Consider the following 17,738-nt stretch of genomic DNA (forward strand, 5'->3'; position numbering starts at 1 on the left):
GCGGCGGGGCCGGCCGCCCTGCCCGTGTCCTGATCCGCCGGACAGGTCCTGGGGGATCCGACGGGGCCTCAGCTGAGGGCCGAGCCGGCCTTCCACCGGGTCCAGTTCAGATTCCAGCCTCCGAGCCCATTGTCCGGTGCCACCTGCTTGTCCTTGGAGTTGACGACCTCGATCACATCGCCGATGAGTGTCCGGTCGAAGAACCAGGCGGCCGGGGTGGAGCTGCTGCCACCCTCCGCATCGAGCAGCCCGACGCAGCCGTGGCTGACGTTGGCCGAGCCGAAGACGTCCTCGTCCGACCAGTAGTTGCCGTGCACGAAGGTGCCGGAATCGGTGAGCCGGAGGGCGTGCGGGACGTCCGAGATGTCGTACTCGCCGCCGAAGCCGACCGTGCGGCCGTCCATCCGGGTCACGTCGTACTTCTCGCTGACCACCATCTTCCCGTTGTACGTGTCCATCCCCGGGTAGCCCGCCGTGATCGGGACCGTGGAGAGGAGCCGGCCGTCGCGGCGAACCTCCATCGTGTGCGCCGCGGCGTCGACCAGGGACGTGTGACGGGCCGAGCGGTTCCCGGCGCCGTCCAGGGCGACCGCGTCGACGCTGTACTTGGAAGCGAGCCTGAGCCGGTCCGTCTTCCCCCGGGGCGTCCAGGAGAGACCGTCGTGCGCGATCCGGCCCGGCACCTCCTGCCGCTGTGCGTCCTCGATCCGCGTCACCTTGACGCTCTCCAGCCGCCCGTCGGGGACCTTCACCTCCATCCGGCCGTCCGGACCGATGTTCTTCGCCCCGTCCAGCGGGGTGATCAGGATCGCTTCCTGCGGGGAGCGTGCCTTCCCACTGAGGATGGATCCGGCACCGGTGCATCCGCTCAGTACGGCCGATACGACGAGCAGTCCTGCCCATGTCAGCACGGTGGCCGAGCTCGCCACCGCCCTCTTCGCTACGTGGTTCACGTCCCCCCAACGATGGGGGCCGGTCGGGGGAAACGTGAGTGCGGGCCCCCGCGTGGGCAGAACAGAGGGGAGGACCACACTCGGGGAGCCGCGGCCGGGACGCCGCGCGCTCCCTTTCGGTGCCGGTCCCCACGAGCCGCGGGAGGCGAGCAGGTGTCGAGCGCAGCCGAGCAGAAGGCAGTGCAGGAGACGGGCGCGGAGACCGTGCCGGAGAGCATGCGGGAGGTCGTGCCGGGGCGGCCGCCCGCCGTGTGGCCCGGCGCCCCGATGCCGCTCGGGGCCCGCTTCCGGGTGGGTCCCGACGGGGTGGCCGGCACCAATTTCGCGCTCTGGGCGGGCGGCGCGGAGGCCGTCGAACTCTGCCTCTTCGACGAGGAGGGGAGCGAGACACGCCTTGTGCTGGCCGAGCTGACCCATGAGATCTGGCACGGCTTCGTGCCGGGCGTGCGGCCGGGGCAGCGGTACGGCTACCGGGTGCACGGCCGCTGGGACCCCTGGACCGGCGCCCGCTGGAACGCGGCGAAGCTGCTCCTCGATCCGTACGCACGGGCCGTGGACGGCTCTTTCACCCTTCCGGCCGAGGTGTACGGCCATGTGAGGGACTGGCCGCACCAACAGGTCGCCGACACCGTGCGCGACGAACGGGACTCCGCTCCGTACGTACCGAAGGGTGTCGTGGTCCATGACGACGACGACTGGGCGCAGGACCGCCGGCCCAAGACCCCGTGGGCGGACTCCGTCATCTACGAGCTGCACGTACGCGGCTTCACCAAGCTGCACCCCGAAATCCCCGAGGAGCTGCGGGGCACGTACGCCGGTCTCGCCCACCCGGCGGCCATCGGCCATCTGCAGCGGCTCGGGGTCACGGCGGTCGAACTGCTGCCGGTGCATCAGTTCGCCCACGAGGACCATCTGCTCCGGCGCGGCCTGCACAACTACTGGGGCTACAACTCCATCGGCTACTTCGCCCCGCACGCCGACTACTCGGCGAGCGGGACCACGGGCCAGCAGGTCGGCGAGTTCAAACGGATGGTGCGGGCCCTGCACGCCGCCGGGATCGAGGTGATCCTCGATGTGGTCTACAACCACACGGCGGAGGCGAGCGAGCTGGGTCCCATGCTGTCGCTGCGCGGCATCGACAACCGGGGCTACTACCGCCTCCAGTCCGACGCCCGCAGATACGCGGACTACACCGGCTGCGGCAACACCCTGCATGTGGTCCAGCCGCACGTCCTGCGGCTGATCACGGACTCGCTGCGCTACTGGGTCACGGAGATGGGCGTCGACGGCTTCCGCTTCGATCTGGCGGCCGCGCTGGCCCGCTCGATGCACGACGTCGACATGCTCTCCCCCTTCCTCGCGGTGATCGCCCAGGACCCGGTGCTGCGCCGGGTGAAGCTGATCGCCGAACCGTGGGACGTCGGCAACGGCGGCTACCAGGTGGGCGCCTTCCCCCCGCTGTGGACCGAGTGGAACGACCGCTACCGGGACGCCGTACGGGACTTCTGGCGTGGCGCCCTGCCCGACGTACGGGATCTCGGCTACCGGCTGACCGGATCCAGCGATCTGTACGCGTGGGGCGGCCGGCGCCCGTACGCCTCGGTCAACTTCGTCACCGCGCACGACGGCTTCACCCTGCGCGATCTGGTCAGCTACGAGCAGAAGCACAACGAGGCCAACGGCGAGGGCAACCGGGACGGAACCTCCGACAACCGGGCCTGGAACTGCGGCTCCGAGGGCGAGAGCGACGACCCCGGGGTCAATGCGCTGCGCCGCCGTCAGCTGCGCAATCTGCTCACCACACTGCTGCTGTCGACGGGTGTGCCGATGCTGGTCGCGGGCGACGAGATGGGCCGTACGCAGGGCGGCAACAACAACGCGTACTGCCAGGACAACGAGGTCAGCTGGCTGGACTGGTCACTGCTCGACCGGCCCGGATGGCGGGCGCTGACCGAGCTCACCTCCCGGGTGCTCACCCTGCGCCACACCCACCCGGTGCTGCGCCGCCGCGCCTTCTTCTCCGGGCGGGCGCAGGCGGCGGACGGGCTGCGGGACCTGGCATGGTTCACCCGGCAGGGGGCGGAGATGACGGAGGAGGACTGGTACGCACCGGCGGCGACGGTCGGGCTCTATCTCTCCGGACGCGACATCCCCGGCCGGGACGCACGCGGCGAACAGGTCACGGACGACAGCTTCCTGGCCATCCTGCACGCGGACCACCGGCCGAGCGACTTCCGGCTCCCAGGGCCGCCGTGGGCGCAGAGTTACGAACTGGTCCTGGACACCTCGCGGGAGGACCAGGCCGAGGCGCCCGGCACCGTCCACCCGGGCGGCACGGTGCTGACCGTGCCGGCCAGGTCGGTGCTGCTGCTGCGGGTCAGGGAGTAAGGGTCAGCCGAGGATGCCCCGTCGGCCACGCGGACCGTACCGGCGTCGGGAACCCGCAGTCCCTCGACGCACTCGACGGTGGTGGTCTTGCCCGCACCGTTGGGTCCGAGGATCCCGAAGATCTCCCCCTCGTCGACGGCGAAACTCACTCCGTCCACGGCGGGGCGCCCGGCGTAGGCCTTGTGCACCCCGTCCACTTCGATGATTGCCATGCCTACGAGAATCGTGGCGCGGGGACCGGCGCACCATCGTCCATCGCGCTCGAAGCGGCATCGGCCGATCGGTTGATACGGGGTACGACCAGCGGTCCGCAGGGCCTGGTACGGGGCTCCGTCACCGCCGGACGGCCGAAAAACCACATGAGCGATGTCAGTGGTGAACCGTAGGCTCGCCTGTGATGCCCGAAGAACATGCAGAGCCCAAGGACCGGTCCACCGTGCGCTCCCTGATGCGGTTGTGGCCCTATGTGAAGCCGGTACGCAAGCGCCTGTTCGGCGCAGCTCTGGTCGCGATCGTCGCTTCCTGTATCGGCCTGGTGATCCCACTCGTACTGAAGTGGATCGTCGACGGCCCGGTGGCCGGCCGTGACCCGGGCGGCGTCTGGCTCGGCGCGCTGTATCTGCTGTTGCTGGGCCTCGCCGAGGCCGCGCTCTTCGGGGTGCGACGGTGGATGGTGGCCCGGCCGCTGGCGGGGGTCGAGGCAGCGATGCGGGCCGACCTGTACCGGCATCTGCAGCGGCTGCCGGTGGCGTTCCACGACCGCTGGCCGTCGGGGCAGTTGCTCTCGCGCGGGACCACGGACCTGATGCTGGTGCGCATGTTCCTGGCTTTTCCACTGACCTTCCTGCTGGTCAACGGCACCACGATCCTGATCGGTTTCATCATTCTGCTGATGCAGCAGTGGACGCTGGGACTGGTGCTGCTCGCCCCGGTGGTCCCGTTGGTGATTCTCTGCTCGGTCTTCGAGACGAAGTACTCGCTCGTGGCGCGCAAGGCGCAGGATCAGGTCGGCGATCTGACGACGGTCGTCGAGGAGAGCGTCCTCGGCATCCGCATCATCAAGGGCTTCGGCCGGCACCGAAGCCAGGCCCTCGCGTTCCGAGCCCTCTCACAGCGGCTTCGAAGCACGGAGCTGGGCAAGGCCCGCCTCCTCGCGGGCATCTGGGCCGCCATCACCACGATTCCCGAGCTGGCCATCGGGGCGGCGCTGGTCCTCGGCACGGTCCAGGTCGCGGACGGCGGACTCTCGGCGGGCACGCTGGTCGCCTTCCTCTCCACGGCGCTCGCGCTGCGGTGGCCGATCGAGTCGATCGGCTTCCTGCTGGCGATGAGCCAGGAGTCGGCGACAGCGACCGAGCGGTTCTTCGAAGTGATGGATGTGGCCGAGGAGGACGACACAGCCGCCGACGGCCGCGCGCCGAAGGACACGGCCGGTCGGGGCGAAATGGTCTTCGAGGGGGTGGAGTTCCGCTACCCGGACGCCGAGGCCGGCTCCGTACCCGTACTGTCCCGGATCGATCTGCGCATCCGCCCCGGCGAGACGATGGCCCTGGTAGGGGCCACGGGTTCCGGGAAGACGACGCTCACCGCGCTCGTGCCGCGGCTGCACGAGGCGACCGCGGGGCGGATCACGCTGGACGGCAGGGACATCACCGCCATGCCCCGGCAGGAGCTGCGCGAGCTGGTGTCCGTGGCCTTCGAGGAGCCGACGCTCTTCTCGGCGAGCGTCGGGGAGAACGTGCTGATGGGCGCCGAAGGCGCCGGGGAGGAAGAGCTGCGGCGGGCGCTCGCGGTCGCCCAGGCCGACTTCGTGTACGACCTGCCCGAGGGCATCGGCACCCAGGTCGGCGAGCAGGGGCTCAGTCTCTCCGGCGGACAGCGGCAGCGGCTCGCGCTGGCCCGCGCCGTGGTGGGCCGGCCGCGTTTCCTGGTGCTCGACGATCCGCTCTCCGCCCTGGATGTGCACACGGAGGCGCTGGTGGAGGCCGCCCTGCGGCAGGTGCTTGAGGAGACGACGGCGATCGTCGTCGCGCACCGTCCGTCCACCGTGATGCTGGCGGACCGGGTGGCGCTGCTGTCGGAGGGCCGGATCACCGCTGTCGGCACCCATCAGGAACTGCTGCGCGGCAGCACGGAGTACGCCTGGCTGATGGCGGGCACCGGAAGCCCACAGGAGGGTGCCCTTGCCGAGGACGCCTTCCCCGACCCGTCCGACGAGGACCGCCTTGTGCCGGACGTCCCTGCCGAGAAGGGCCGCACCCGATGACCAGTACGACGACGACCGGGCCCGCCGACCGGCGCGATGCGCGGAAGAAGCCCGAGGGCCCGTCCCCCGCCGACGGCGCCGGTGATCAGTTCGACCGGGACGATCTGCCCACTCCGCGTGGTGCGACCCGCACACTGCTGATGTCGCTGCTCCGGCCGCACCGGGGCCGGGTGATGATGTCCGCGCTGTTGCTGCTGATCCAGCAGGCGGCGGTACAGACGGGCCCGCTGCTCGTCGCCTACGCCATCGACAGCGGTGTGCCCGCCTTCCGGGACAAGGACTACGGGCCGCTGATCGCGGTGGCCGTGGGGTACGCGCTGTGCTCGGTGGCCGCGGGGGCCATGCAGTACGCGTTCATCCGGGCCTCCGCCCGGATCAACCAGGATGTGCTGCTCGATCTGCGGGGGCGGATCTTCCGCCATGCACAGGCGTTGAGCGTGGACTTCCACGAGCGCTACACCTCGGGCCGGCTGATCTCCCGCTCAACCACGGATGTGGAATCGCTGCGGGAACTGCTCAGCGAGGGGCTGCAGGAACTGATCGGCGTCGTCCTGTCCTTCGTCTCCATCTCGCTGCTGCTCCTCTGGCTGGACTTCGGTCTCGGCGCGGTCGCGGTGCTCTCCTTCGTGCCCCTGTATCTACTGGTACGGCTCTACCAGCAGCGGGCCGGAGTGCTCTACGCGGCGCGGTCGACGGCGATCGCCGCGGTCATCGTGAAGTTCGCCGAGTCGATGAACGGCATCCGTCCCGTCCAGGCCTTCCGCCGCGAGCGCATCAACGACAGGCACTTCGAGGACCTCAACAGCACACACGCCTGGAAGAACGGCGGCGCGCTGCTGGAGATGGCACGTTATGTCGTCGGCTCCCGGCTGGTCGCCAACACGGCTGTCGCCGGGATCGTGCTGTGGGGTGCGTACCGCGTGGCTTCGGGCACCCTGGCACTCGGTGTGCTGGCTGCGGCCGTGCTCTATCTGCGCCGGCTCTACGACCCGATCGACCGGCTCGGCATGTTCCTCAACTCCTACCAGTCGGCCGCGGCTTCGCTGGAGAAGATCGCGGGACTGCTCGACCAGACCCCTTCCGTCCCCGAGACGTCAAATCCGAGGGAGCTGCCCGCTCTCACAGGTGATCACCCGGGCCGCGAGGTCGTCTTCGACTCGGTGCGGTTCGCCTACCGGACGGGCGGCGAGGTGCTGCCCCGCTTCGATCTGACGGTCCCGGCCGGCCAGACCGTGGCCGTGGTCGGTTCGACGGGCGCCGGCAAGTCGACGCTCGCCAAGCTGCTGGCCCGCTTCTACGACCCGACCGACGGCCGGGTGCTGCTGGACGGGACCGATCTGCGGGATCTGGCCGTGCCCGAGCTGCGGCGGGGTGTGGTGATGGTGACCCAGGAGGCGTTCCTGTTCTCCGGGACCGTCGCCGAGAACATCGCGATCGGCAGCCCGGACGCGACCCGTGAGGACATCGAGCAGGCCGCCAAGGCGATCGGCGCACACGATTTCATCGCCGGGCTGCCCGAGGGATACGACACGGACGTACGCAAGAGGGGCGGCCGGATCTCGGCCGGTCAGCGCCAGTTGGTCGCGTTCGCACGGGCACTGCTGGCGAACCCGGCGGTGCTGATCCTCGACGAGGCGACCAGCTCTCTGGACATCCCCGGCGAACGGGCGGTGCAGCGGGCCATGGACACGGTGCTGCACGGCCGCACCGCGGTCGTGATCGCGCACCGTCTGTCGACCGTGGAGATCGCGGACCGGGTCCTGGTGATGGAGCACGGGCGCATCGTGGAGGACGGTGCCCCGTCCGAACTCATCGGCGGCACAGGCCGCTTCGCCGGGCTCCACCGCGCGTGGCGGGAGAGCCTGGCCTGACGGGAAGCGGTTCCCGCGGCCGGTATGCCGGTGACGTGCCGGTGGGTGCAGTACCGGCAGTGGTTGCCCGGCTGAGCGACGTCACAGCCAGACTGGCTACTGACGGTGAGCAGCACCCGGGCGATAGCGACCTCGAATGCTCACCCTTCACCGCCGCGCTCAGTGCTCACCGAGTGCGGATTCCGACGTTCCCGCAGGATCCAATGCTCACGAATCCGCGAACCCTACAGGGCTCCAGGATCCGCGACTTCGCTGCCCCGGACCCAGCCGCTCCGAGTAACTGCCCCACAGAGCACGGAGTATGACGAACGTGAGGTGGGGCCTTCCGTCGGCGGAAGGCCCCACGTCAACACCCTGGACAGCTGAGGGTCAGAAGCGGTCGCGCGTTCTCGGGGGTTTCGGGCCAGGAAGCGTGCGGGCTCCCCTACTGCCCGGCCGGCGCTCGGCAGGTCAGGTCCTTGGCCGGGAGCCTGCCCGTGGTCAGATAAGCCGTGGCGCTCTTGTCCGCACAGGAGCTGGTGCCGTAGATGCCGTGCCCCTCCCCTCCGGCGACAGTGATCATCCGGGAGGCGTGCAGGGCCCGGTGCATGCCCTGGGCGCCGACCAGGGGCGTTTGGGGGTCCCACTGGTTCTGCAGGATCAGTGCATCGACCTTGTTGTTCACCGTTGTCGCGGGCTCGCTGCCCTGCTTCCAGAAGGCACACGGCTTGATGTTGGACGCGAAATCGCCATACAGCGGATACCGGGCCTTGTCGCGGATCGCGTCGCGGCGGTACTGCTCGGGGTCGCGCGGCCACGGACGGGTGTCGGCGCACACGACAGCCCAAGTGCTCGCGGCGTCATTGTCCGAAGGGACGTCACGGGCGAACGCCGGTGGGACGGGGCCCGGGACCCGCTCGGGCGTGCCGGACGGGGCCGACTTCTTGCCCTCGGCCGCCTTCTTCAGCTCGGCGACCCTTTCGGCGGCTCTCTGAACCCGGAAGAACTTGGCACGCAGCTCGGAGCGGATGTCGTCGCCGGTGAGGGGGCTCCCGCCGGAGTCGATGGGCTTGCGGTCGGCCTGGGCGATCAGCTTCCAGAAGGTCTCGCGGACCTCGGCCGGGGTATTACCCAGGTTGTACGCCGTGTGTCGCGCGGCAGTCCATTCGCTCCATCTCGCGAAGGCGGGCTCGGTCTCCTCCGCCATCCCCTGGAACATGCCCCGCCAGACCCGCGCGGGGTCGGTTGCGCTGTCCAACACGAACCGGTCGGTTCGCCGGGGGAACATCTGCGTGTAGACGGCGCCGAGGTAGGTGCCGTAGGAGTCAGGTAGGGGCCCGCCCCTCGCCTGCACCACTCGGCGCGCGCGATCGGGCCGGAACTGGTCTGCTGATTCCGGGGGCCGTCCACCCGTACTCCGGAGAGATCCAGATGAGCGTCTATCGAGCCGCGCAGGTCACCGCCGCCGGCGGTCCGTTCGAGATCGTCGAGCGCGAGATGCCGCAGCCGGGCCCCTGCCACGTACGGGTGGCCGTGGATGCCTGCGGGGTCTGCCACAGTGACTCCCTATTCGTGGACGACGCGGTTCCGGGCGTACGGTTCCCGCTGGTCCCCGGGCATGAGATCGCCGGGCGGATCGAGGAGCTCGGTGAGGGGACGCAGAACGCCTGGCAGGTGGGCGACCGTGTGGCGGTGGGCTGGTTCGGCGGCAGCTGTGGCCACTGCACACCCTGCAGACAGGGCGACTTCGTCGTGTGCCGGAACCTGAAGGTCCCCGGATGGGCGTACGACGGGGGCTACGCCGAGACGGTGATCGCACCGTCGGACGCCCTGGCCCGGATCCCCGACACACTGGCGGCGACCGATGCGGCGCCCATGGCCTGCGCGGGAGTGACCACGTACAACGGGCTGCGGCGCAGCTCCGCCCGGCCGGGTGACCTGGTCGCCGTGCTGGGCATCGGCGGGCTCGGCCACCTGGGCGTGCAGTACGCGGCCGCGATGGGCTTCGAGACCGTGGCCATCGCCCGCGGAGCCGCCAAGGCCGACTTCGCCAAGGGGCTCGGCGCGCACCACTACATCGACAGCACGGCGGACACCTCCGTCGCGGACGCGCTGCAGGCCCTCGGCGGCGCCAGGGTCGTCCTGGCCACCGCCGCCAACTCCGGGGCCATCACGGCGACCGTGGAAGGGCTCGCCCCCCGCGGTGAGCTGGTGGTCATCGGCGCGGACCCCGAGCCGCTGGGAATCAGCCCGGTTCAGCTGCTCATGAGCGGCAAGATCGTCCGGGGCCACCCGTCAGGCACCGCGCAGGACGTACAGGACACCATGGCGTTCAGCGCCCTGCACGGAATCCGCCCGATGATCGAGACCGTGCCGCTGGACTGGGCTACCGAGGCGTACCGGAAGATGATGTCCGGTGCCGCCCGCTTCCGGATGGTGCTCACCATCCGCTGACGCACCCGGCTCCGCACGGGGTCGCGGCACTTCACCGCGGCCGTCGCTTCTCCTCGGTACGGGCTCCGCTGCCCGCTCCGTCGGCCGGTACGGAGCCCGTGCCCCGGAGCAGGGCGACGGAGAGAACGGCGGCACCGGCCATCGCGACTGCGGCACCGGCCGCGGCCATGTTCATGCTGTGGGTGAAAGCCCGGAAAGCGGCAAGGAGCACCGTTTCCCGCAGCTGGTACGGAAGCTGCCGGGCCACCGAGACCGCGCCCGACAGGGTCTCCCGCGCGGCGTCCGGTACGGCGGGCACCGGGCTGCTCATGCCCCGGCCGTACACGGCGGCGCCGACCGAACCGAGCAGCGCCATCCCCAGGGCACCGCCGAGCTCCTGACCCGATTCGAGGACGGCGGCAGCGGAGCCCGCACGCTCGGGCGGTGCGGCACCGAGGGCGAGTTCATTGGCGAGCGTCATCGCGGAGACCAGCCCGCCCGCGTAGACGGCGGACCCGGCGAGTGTCATCCACAGCGGCGATTCCGTCCCGATCCGGGTGAGCGAGAGGAAGCCCGCGGCGGAGACGAGGAACCCGCCGCCCATCACGTATCCGCGGTCGAACCGCCGGGCGAGCGCACCGCCCGCCGGGGCGGCGACCATGACGCCGAGGGAGGGCACAAGGCTCCACATCGCCGCCTCGAAGGGGCTCTTGTCGAGGACGGACTGCACGTACTGGGAGAAGAACGCCGCGAATCCGACCGTTGCCGCCATGGCCAGCAGGTTGACGAGGACCGATCCTCCGAAGGCGCGGCGGCGCAGGAGTGCGAGGTCGACCATCGGGTGGACGAGGCGGGCCTGTCGGCGGAGGAAGACGAAGCCCAGGGCGAGTCCTGCGGTGATGCCGAGAGTCGGCAGGGGCTGGTATCCGTGCTTGGCGAGCTCCTTGATGCCGTGGATCAGTGGCAGCAGCGCGGCGAGCGAGAGCACCGCGCTCAGGATGTCGAACCGCCCCTCGGCGGGGGTCCTGGACTCCGGCAGCAGCAAAGGTGCGAGGACGAGCAGCAGGGCCATCGCCGGCAGGTTGACGAGAAAGACGGCGCCCCACCAGAAGTGTTCGAGGAGGGCGCCGCTGACGACCGGACCGACGGAGATGCCGGTGGCCATCACGGTCGTCCACAGGGCAACCGCCCTGGAGCGCTGCCGCGGGTCGTGGAAGAGGTTGCGGACGAGGGCGAGGGTGGACGGCATCAGGCAGGCGCCGCCCACGCCGAGGAGTGCCCGGGCGGCGATCAGTGCCCCTGGGGACTGGGCGTAGGCGGCGGCGACCGAGGCCGCGGCGAAGAGGACCGTGCCGGTGATCAGTACGGTCCGGCGGCCGATGCGGTCGCCGAGCGCGCCCATGGTGATGAGCAGTCCGGCGAGGACGAAGCCGTACATGTCGAGGATCCACAGCTGCTGGGTGGAGCCCGGTTCGAGATCCGCGCCGATGGCCGGCAGGGCGTAGAAGAGGATGGAGACGTCCATCGAGACGAAGAGCAGCGGCAGCATGAGCACGCCGAGCGCGGTCCATTCGCGGCGTCCGGCGCGTGGGGCGGCGGGCTCGGGCGCGCCGGTGCCACAGGCGGATACGGGCGGTGCCGGGATGTGCGGTCCTGAGGTCATGCCGGGAGCACAGCAGCCGCGGCGCGTACACCGCAAACACCGCCGTAGTGCACCTCACGGCAGCCTCGTACGGCCCGCCATATTCCGTGAGTTGACGGGGCGTACGCCGTTTCCGGTGCACTAGTACAGTGCACCCGTGCAGACCGAACCGCCCTACCTCGGCATCGCCGGTGAAATCCGTCGCCGGATCGTCTCCGGTGAACTCGCCCCGGGCGACCGGGTGCCCTCCACCCGTGCGATCGTCCAGGAGTGGGGTGTCGCCATGGCGACCGCCACCAAGGCGCTGTCGGTGCTGCGCGGCGAAGGTCTCGTACGGGCGGTGCCGGGTGTCGGCACGGTCGTCGTCGAGCGTCGCGCTCCGGGGCTCGCCGGACCGGGGAGCGGCCCCGCCCTGAGCCGTGAGCGCATTGTGCGTACCGCCATCGAACTGGCCGACGCCGAGGGGCTGCCCGCGGTGTCCATGCGCCGGGTGGCGACCACGCTGTCCACCTCCACCATGGCGCTGTACCGCCATGTGCCGGGCAAGGCCGAGCTGGTGCGGCTGATGTCGGACGAGGTCTTCGGTGAACGCCGGCTGGGCGCCGCGCCCCACGACTGGCGGTCCGGACTCGAACTCGCCGCCCGGTGGCTCCGGTCGGTGTACGGGCGCCATCCGTGGATGGCGCAGGCCGTGGCTTCCTTCACCCGGCCGACAGCCTCCCCGCACGCCATGCGGTACACGGAGTGGGTACTGCACGCCCTGGCCGGCACCGGGCTGCCGCCGTACACGAAGCTGCACATCCATCTCACCCTTTTCGCCCACGTCCAGGGACTTGCCATGGCCGGCGACATGGAGACACAGGCGCGTCAGGACACCGGGTTGTCCGCCGCCGAGTGGATGGTAAGAAATGAGCCACAGTTCGATGCCATCTCGGCCAGTGGCGACTACCCGTTCCTCAACTCGCTGTTCGAACACGATGAGTTCGAGCTCGATCTCGACGAACTCTTCGAATTCGGCCTGCAGAGGACGCTGGATGGCGTCGCGATGATGATCGGTGAAACGTCCGCTTAACGAACATGACCTTTACGGCAACGGACGACTTCCGGCCAACTTGTTGACGCGGTCCTGACAGGACCGTCTTCCGGCTGACACTCTTCACCCCGTTCCGCGCACTTCTCGTACTTCCCGTCGGCTCACCCCGCCGCCGGTACCCCCCTCGCAGAAGGAGTCCGCGTGAGATCCACGCCCAGCCGTCGTGCCACCGCGACCGGCGCTCTGATAGCCGCAGCAGCCCTCCTCGCCGTCGGAGTCCAGACCGGTACGGCCACGGCCACTCCCGGCAGCGCCACAGCGGCAGCGGCGACCGCCGGCGCCAACCACGGCGCACTGGCCAAGCAGCTCACCCCGTCCCAGCGCGCCGAGCTCATCCGCAAGGCCGACGCGAGCAAGGCAGCCACGGCCAAGGAGCTCGGTCTCGGCTCTCAGGAGAAGCTCGTCGTCCGGGATGTCATCCAGGACAACGACGGCACCACACACACCCGTTACGAGCGCACCTTCGCCGGGCTTCCGGTGCTCGGCGGCGACCTGGTCGTCCAGGAGACCAAGGCCGGGGCGACCAAGAGCGTCACCAAGGCGTCCAAGGTCAGCAGCGGTCAGCTGAAGGCCGTGGACATGACGGCCGATGTCGCGCCCGCCGTCGCCGAGAAGCAGGCGCTCGGGCTCGCCAAGGCCGACGGCTCCAAGAAGACCGAGGCCGACCGGGCACCCCGCAAGGTGGTCTGGATGACGCAGGGCAAGCCGCAACTCGCCTACGAGACCGTCGTCGGCGGACTCCAGGAGGACGGCACCCCGAACGAGCTGCACGTCATCACGGACGCGGCCACCGGCGCGAAGCTGTACGAGTGGCAGGGCATCGAGAAGGGCACCGGGAACACCGAGTACAGCGGCCAGGTCACCCTCGGCACCGCACCGTCGTACACACTGACCGACACGGGCCGCGGCAACCACAAGACGTACAACCTGAACCACGGCTCCTCCGGCACCGGGACGCTGTTCACCAACTCCACGGACGTGTGGGGCAACGGCAACCCGTCGAACGCCGAGACGGCCGCCGCGGACGCCCACTACGGCGCGGCCGAGACCTGGGACTACTACAAGAACGTGCACGGCCGCACCGGTATCCGGGGTGACGGTGTCGGCGCGTACTCCCGCGTCCACTACGGCAACAACTACGTCAACGCCTTCTGGCAGGACAGCTGCTTCTGCATGACGTACGGCGACGGCTCGGGCAACGCCGCCCCGCTGACCTCGCTCGACGTGGCCGCGCACGAGATGTCGCACGGTGTCACCGCCGCCACCGCCAAGCTGGTCTACAGCGGCGAGTCCGGTGGCCTCAACGAGGCGACCAGCGACATCATGGCCACCGCGGTCGAGTTCTACGCCAACAACGCCACCGACAAGGGCGACTATCTCATCGGCGAGAAGATCGACATCAACGGCGACGGCACCCCGCTGCGCTACATGGACAAGCCGAGCAAGGACGGCGCGTCCAAGGACGCGTGGTACTCGGGCATCGGCAACGTCGACGTCCACTACTCCTCGGGCCCGGCGAACCACTTCTTCTACCTGCTCTCCGAGGGCAGCGGCGCCAAGGTCATCAACGGCGTCTCCTACGACTCGCCGACCTCCGACGGCCTGCCGGTGACCGGCATCGGCCGCGCCAAGGCCGAGCAGATCTGGTTCAAGGCGCTCTCCACCAAGTTCACCTCCACCACCGACTACGCGGCGGCCCGCACCGGTACCCTCGCCGTGGCCGGTGAGCTGTACGGCACGACCAGCGCCGAGTACAAGTCCGTCGCCGACGCCTGGGCCGGCATCAACGTCGGCCAGCGCCCCGGTGGCGGCACCGACCCCGGCGGCACGGTCTTCGAGAACACCACCCCCGTCGCCATCCCGGACGGCGGCGCGGCCGTCACCAGCTCGGTCAACGTCACCGGTGTCACGGGCAACGCGCCCAGCACCCTCAAGGTCGGCGTGGACATCACCCACACCTGGCGCGGTGACCTGGTCATCGATCTCGTCGCCCCGAACGGTACGACCTACCGGCTGAAGAACTCCTCGCTCTCCGACTCGGCGGACAACGTCCAGACGACCTACACGGTCAACGCTTCGTCCGTGGCGGCCAACGGCACCTGGAAGCTGAAGGTCCAGGACGTCTACTCGGGCGACACCGGCAAGATCAACAGCTTCAAGCTGACGTTCTGAACCCGTCGGCCTGCTGAACCCGGAGCCAGGTCCGGCTCCTGAACGAGCCGCCCGGGAGGAGCTCTCGCTTCCTCCCGGGCGGTTTCACGTCCGCGGCGGCTGCCGGGGCCGGGCGGACGGTACGTCAGCGCATCAGCAGGCCCGCTCCGTCACCCATCGAATCCGTGGGCATCGCCACCAGGCCGAGTTCCGCGCTGGTCGCCAGCAGCGGATGGGCGGGAAGCACCCGCACCGTGTAGCCGTACGGCCCGGTGCGATCGAGGGCCAGCGGACCGTCGTACAGCCAGCGGCCCTCCAGGTCCTGGCCCCCGGCGGGCTTCAGCGGGAAGACCTGGGCGTCCGAGATCCCGTCGGCGGCGTCCACCCGGCCGGCCACCGCCTGCACCTCCACATCGGCCGGCTCCAGCACTCCGAGGGCGATCCGCACCCGCAGCACCAGCGTCGACCCCAGCTCGGCCGAGCCGCCCGCCGTATCAGGCGCCACGGCCTCCACATGGTCGACGGCGACGCGCGGCCAGGCGGCGCGGACCCTGGCCTTCCAGTCGGCGAGCTGCCGGGCCGTGCCGGGATCCAGCGCACGCTGGGCGATCGCGGCGGGCACGTACAGCCGCTCCACATACTCGGACACCATGCGATCTGCCAGAACCTTGGGCCCGAGGGTGCCCAGCGTGCGGCGGACCATCTCGATCCAGCGCTCGGGGAGCCCTTCGCCGCCCCGGTCGTAGAAGCGCGGCGCGACCCGGTCCTCGATCAGCTCGTAGAGGGCGCCCGCCTCCAGATCGTCACGGCGGTCCTCGTCCAGGGCCAGACCGTCGGCCGTCGGGATCGCCCAGCCGAAGTCCGGCTCGAACCACTCGTCCCACCAGCCGTCGAGGACCGAGAGATTGAGGCAGCCGTTGAGCGCGGCCTTCATGCCGCTCGTACCACAGGCCTCCAGCGGGCGCAGCGGGTTGTTGAGCCAGACGTCGCAGCCCGGGTAGAGCTTCTGCGCCATGGCCATCCCGTAGTCCGGCAGGAAGACGATGCGATGGCGCACCCGGGGATCGTCGGAGAACCGCACCAGCTCCCGCACCAGCCGCTTTCCGCTGTCGTCGGCGGGGTGGGCCTTGCCGGCAACGACGATCTGGATAGGGCGGGCCGGGTGGAGCAGCAGTTCCCTCAGCCGGTCGCGGTCGCGCAGCATCAGCGTCAGCCGCTTGTACGAGGGCACTCGCCGGGCGAAGCCGATCGTCAGCACGTCCGGGTCCAGCACGCTGTCGATCCAGCCGAGTTCGGCCGCTTCCGCGCCCCGGGTGCGCCATGAGGCGTAGAGCCGCTCGCGCACCTCGGTGACCAGCTGTCCGCGCAAGGACCGTCGCAGGTCCCAGAGTTCCCGGTCCGGGACGTCGGCGGCGGAGTCCCAGCGTCCGGGAGTACCGCCGTATCCCTTGCGCAGCCGGAGGATCTCGGGCGCGACCCAGGTGGGTGCGTGGACCCCGTTGGTCACCGAGGTGATCGGCACCTCCGCGGCGTCGAAGCCCGGCCACAGCCCGGCGAACATCTCGCGGCTGACCGACCCGTGGAGGGTGGAGACCCCGTTGGCCCGCTGGGCGAGCCGCAACCCCATCACCGCCATGTTGAAGAGCTCGGGCTCACCGCCGGGGTGGGTCTCCATGCCCAGTTGCAGGATGCGTTCGACGCCCACTCCCGGGAGTTCGCCGTCGTCCCCGAAGTGCCGGGCGACGAGTTCGCGGTCGAACCGGTCGATCCCGGCGGGCACGGGCGTGTGGGTGGTGAAGACCGTGCCGGCCCGCACGGACTCCACCGCGGAGTCGAAGTCCAGCCCGGTGCCGGAGAGTTCACGGATCCGTTCGAGTCCGAGGAAGCCGGCGTGCCCCTCGTTGGTGTGGAACACCTCGGGCGCCGGATGCCCCGTGAGGCGGCAGTACGTCCGCACGGCCCGTACGCCGCCGATGCCGAGGAGCATCTCCTGCAGCAGTCGGTGCTCGCTGCCGCCGCCGTACAGCCGGTCGGTCACCTCGCGTTCGCCCGGCGCGTTCTCCTCCACGTCGGAGTCGAGCATCAGCAGCGGTACGCGTCCCACCTGGGCCTGCCAGATGTGGGCGTGCAGAGAACGGCCACCGGGAAGAGCGAGGACCACCCGGCACGGGGTTCCGTCGGCTTCGCGGATCAGGGTGAGCGGCAGCTCGTTCGGATCGAGTACGGGATAGTGCTCCTGCTGCCAGCCGTCGCGGGACAGGCTCTGGCGGAAGTAGCCGTGCCGGTAGAGGAGGCCGACCGCGATGAGGGGAACGCCCAGATCGCTGGAGGCCTTGAGATGGTCGCCGGCGAGGATGCCGAGCCCGCCGGAGTACTGGGGCAGTGCGGCGGTCACGCCGAACTCGGGTGAGAAGTAGGCAACGGCGGCCGGCAGCTCTGCTCCCTGGGCCAGCTGCTCCTGGTACCACCTGGGACCGTCCAGGTAGTCCCGGAGGTCTGCGGACACCTCGGCCAGCCGGTGCAGGAACTGCTGGTCCAGTGCCAGCTCGGCGAGTCGCCCGGCGGACACGGCACCGAGGAGCCGCACGGGGTCGCATTCCGCCGTCCGCCGGATCTCCGGGTCGACGGCCTGGAAGAGCTCACGGGTCTCGGTGTGCCAGGACCAGCGCAGATTGCGGGCGAGGTCACTGAGTGGTTGAAGGGGATCGGGGAGGACGGGACGCACGGTGAATCGACGAATGGCCTTCACGTATTCCACCTTTGCAGGGGACGTACGAATCCGAGGGGACGCACCACGGTGTGCGCCTCTTCGTCACCCTCGACGTTACGACCTCGCCCGCGATTGTCAGCGGCGTCGCGGTGTCCGGGACCTCCGCCTTGGATTCGAAGGCCCCGGACGCCGCTCCTTCTCCCACTGCCAATCGTGGGCGAGGTCGTTAGCGGTGGGCCGTACGCCGCAGCC

9 protein-coding genes and 2 pseudogenes are annotated in these 17,738 nt (G+C 70.1%); 6 read left to right on the forward strand and 5 right to left on the reverse strand.

Annotated features, from left to right (window positions below; all coding sequences use genetic code 11):
- Positions 1-68 precede the first annotated feature (68 nt).
- Complete coding sequence (locus OG609_RS12165) at positions 69-953, reverse strand: L,D-transpeptidase (protein ID WP_327272823.1); 885 nt, start codon at positions 951-953, stop codon at positions 69-71.
- Between the two features lie 153 nt (positions 954-1,106).
- Here OG609_RS12165 and glgX point away from each other — a divergent pair, with 153 nt between their 5' ends.
- On the forward strand, positions 1,107-3,341 hold the full coding sequence (gene glgX / locus OG609_RS12170) for a glycogen debranching protein GlgX (RefSeq protein WP_382897280.1): 2,235 nt from the start codon (positions 1,107-1,109) through the stop codon (positions 3,339-3,341).
- Here the strand turns inward: glgX and OG609_RS12175 are convergent.
- Positions 3,326-3,553 (reverse strand): annotated as a pseudogene (locus tag OG609_RS12175) (ATP-binding cassette domain-containing protein); the annotation flags it as partial. The gene glgX and the pseudogene OG609_RS12175 sit on opposite strands and share 16 nt — an antisense overlap.
- A gap of 185 nt (positions 3,554-3,738) precedes the next feature.
- On the opposite strand from OG609_RS12175, the gene OG609_RS12180 reads away from it, so the two are divergent.
- Both OG609_RS12180 and OG609_RS12185 read left to right on the forward strand, forming a co-directional pair.
- Entirely contained in the window at positions 3,739-5,607 is a 1,869-nt protein-coding gene (locus OG609_RS12180; protein ID WP_327272824.1) for an ABC transporter ATP-binding protein, read from the forward strand.
- Entirely contained in the window at positions 5,604-7,478 is a 1,875-nt protein-coding gene (locus OG609_RS12185) for an ABC transporter ATP-binding protein (protein ID WP_327272825.1), read from the forward strand. Before OG609_RS12180 ends, OG609_RS12185 begins: the two co-directional genes overlap by 4 nt.
- 369 nt (positions 7,479-7,847) lie before the next feature.
- Here the strand turns inward: OG609_RS12185 and OG609_RS12190 are convergent.
- Positions 7,848-8,781 (reverse strand): annotated as a pseudogene (locus OG609_RS12190) (alpha/beta hydrolase); the annotation flags it as partial.
- A gap of 107 nt (positions 8,782-8,888) precedes the next feature.
- On the opposite strand from OG609_RS12190, the gene OG609_RS12195 reads away from it, so the two are divergent.
- Positions 8,889-9,911 carry an alcohol dehydrogenase gene (locus tag OG609_RS12195; RefSeq protein WP_327272826.1) on the forward strand — a complete coding sequence of 341 codons (1,023 nt, stop codon included), beginning with the start codon at positions 8,889-8,891 and terminating at the stop codon, positions 9,909-9,911.
- A 31-nt stretch (positions 9,912-9,942) separates the two neighbouring features.
- On the opposite strand, the gene OG609_RS12200 is transcribed toward OG609_RS12195, so the two are convergent.
- Positions 9,943-11,553, reverse strand: a complete 1,611-nt coding sequence (locus OG609_RS12200; protein ID WP_442817961.1) for an MFS transporter — start codon at positions 11,551-11,553, stop codon at positions 9,943-9,945.
- Between the two features lie 136 nt (positions 11,554-11,689).
- Between OG609_RS12200 and OG609_RS12205 the strand changes: the two genes are divergently transcribed.
- Together OG609_RS12205 and OG609_RS12210 are read left to right on the forward strand one after the other, a co-directional pair.
- A complete protein-coding gene (locus OG609_RS12205; protein ID WP_327272827.1) occupies positions 11,690-12,604 on the forward strand; it encodes a TetR/AcrR family transcriptional regulator C-terminal domain-containing protein in 915 nt (304 codons plus the stop codon).
- Between the two features lie 162 nt (positions 12,605-12,766).
- Positions 12,767-14,797, forward strand: a complete 2,031-nt coding sequence (locus tag OG609_RS12210; RefSeq protein ID WP_327272828.1) for a M4 family metallopeptidase — start codon at positions 12,767-12,769, stop codon at positions 14,795-14,797.
- A 124-nt stretch (positions 14,798-14,921) separates the two neighbouring features.
- Here OG609_RS12210 and glgP read toward each other — a convergent pair whose 3' ends face one another.
- Positions 14,922-17,525, reverse strand: a complete 2,604-nt coding sequence (gene glgP, locus OG609_RS12215; protein ID WP_327272829.1) for an alpha-glucan family phosphorylase — start codon at positions 17,523-17,525, stop codon at positions 14,922-14,924.
- Positions 17,526-17,738: the final 213 nt, after the last annotated feature.

This window comes from Streptomyces sp. NBC_01224 (assembly GCF_036002945.1).
In the GTDB taxonomy this organism is placed as follows: Bacteria; Actinomycetota; Actinomycetes; order Streptomycetales; family Streptomycetaceae; genus Streptomyces.

Bases quoted from the DNA above. Each gene is read 5' to 3' on its own strand.
- OG609_RS12180 (WP_327272824.1), top strand. From the start codon at position 3,739: ATGCCCGAAGAACATGCAGAGCCCAAGGACCGGTCCACCGTGCGCTCC.
- OG609_RS12185 (WP_327272825.1), top strand. From the start codon at position 5,604: ATGACCAGTACGACGACGACCGGGCCCGCCGACCGGCGCGATGCGCGG.
- OG609_RS12195 (WP_327272826.1), top strand. From the start codon at position 8,889: ATGAGCGTCTATCGAGCCGCGCAGGTCACCGCCGCCGGCGGTCCGTTC.
- OG609_RS12200 (WP_442817961.1), bottom strand. From the start codon at position 11,553: ATGACCTCAGGACCGCACATCCCGGCACCGCCCGTATCCGCCTGTGGC.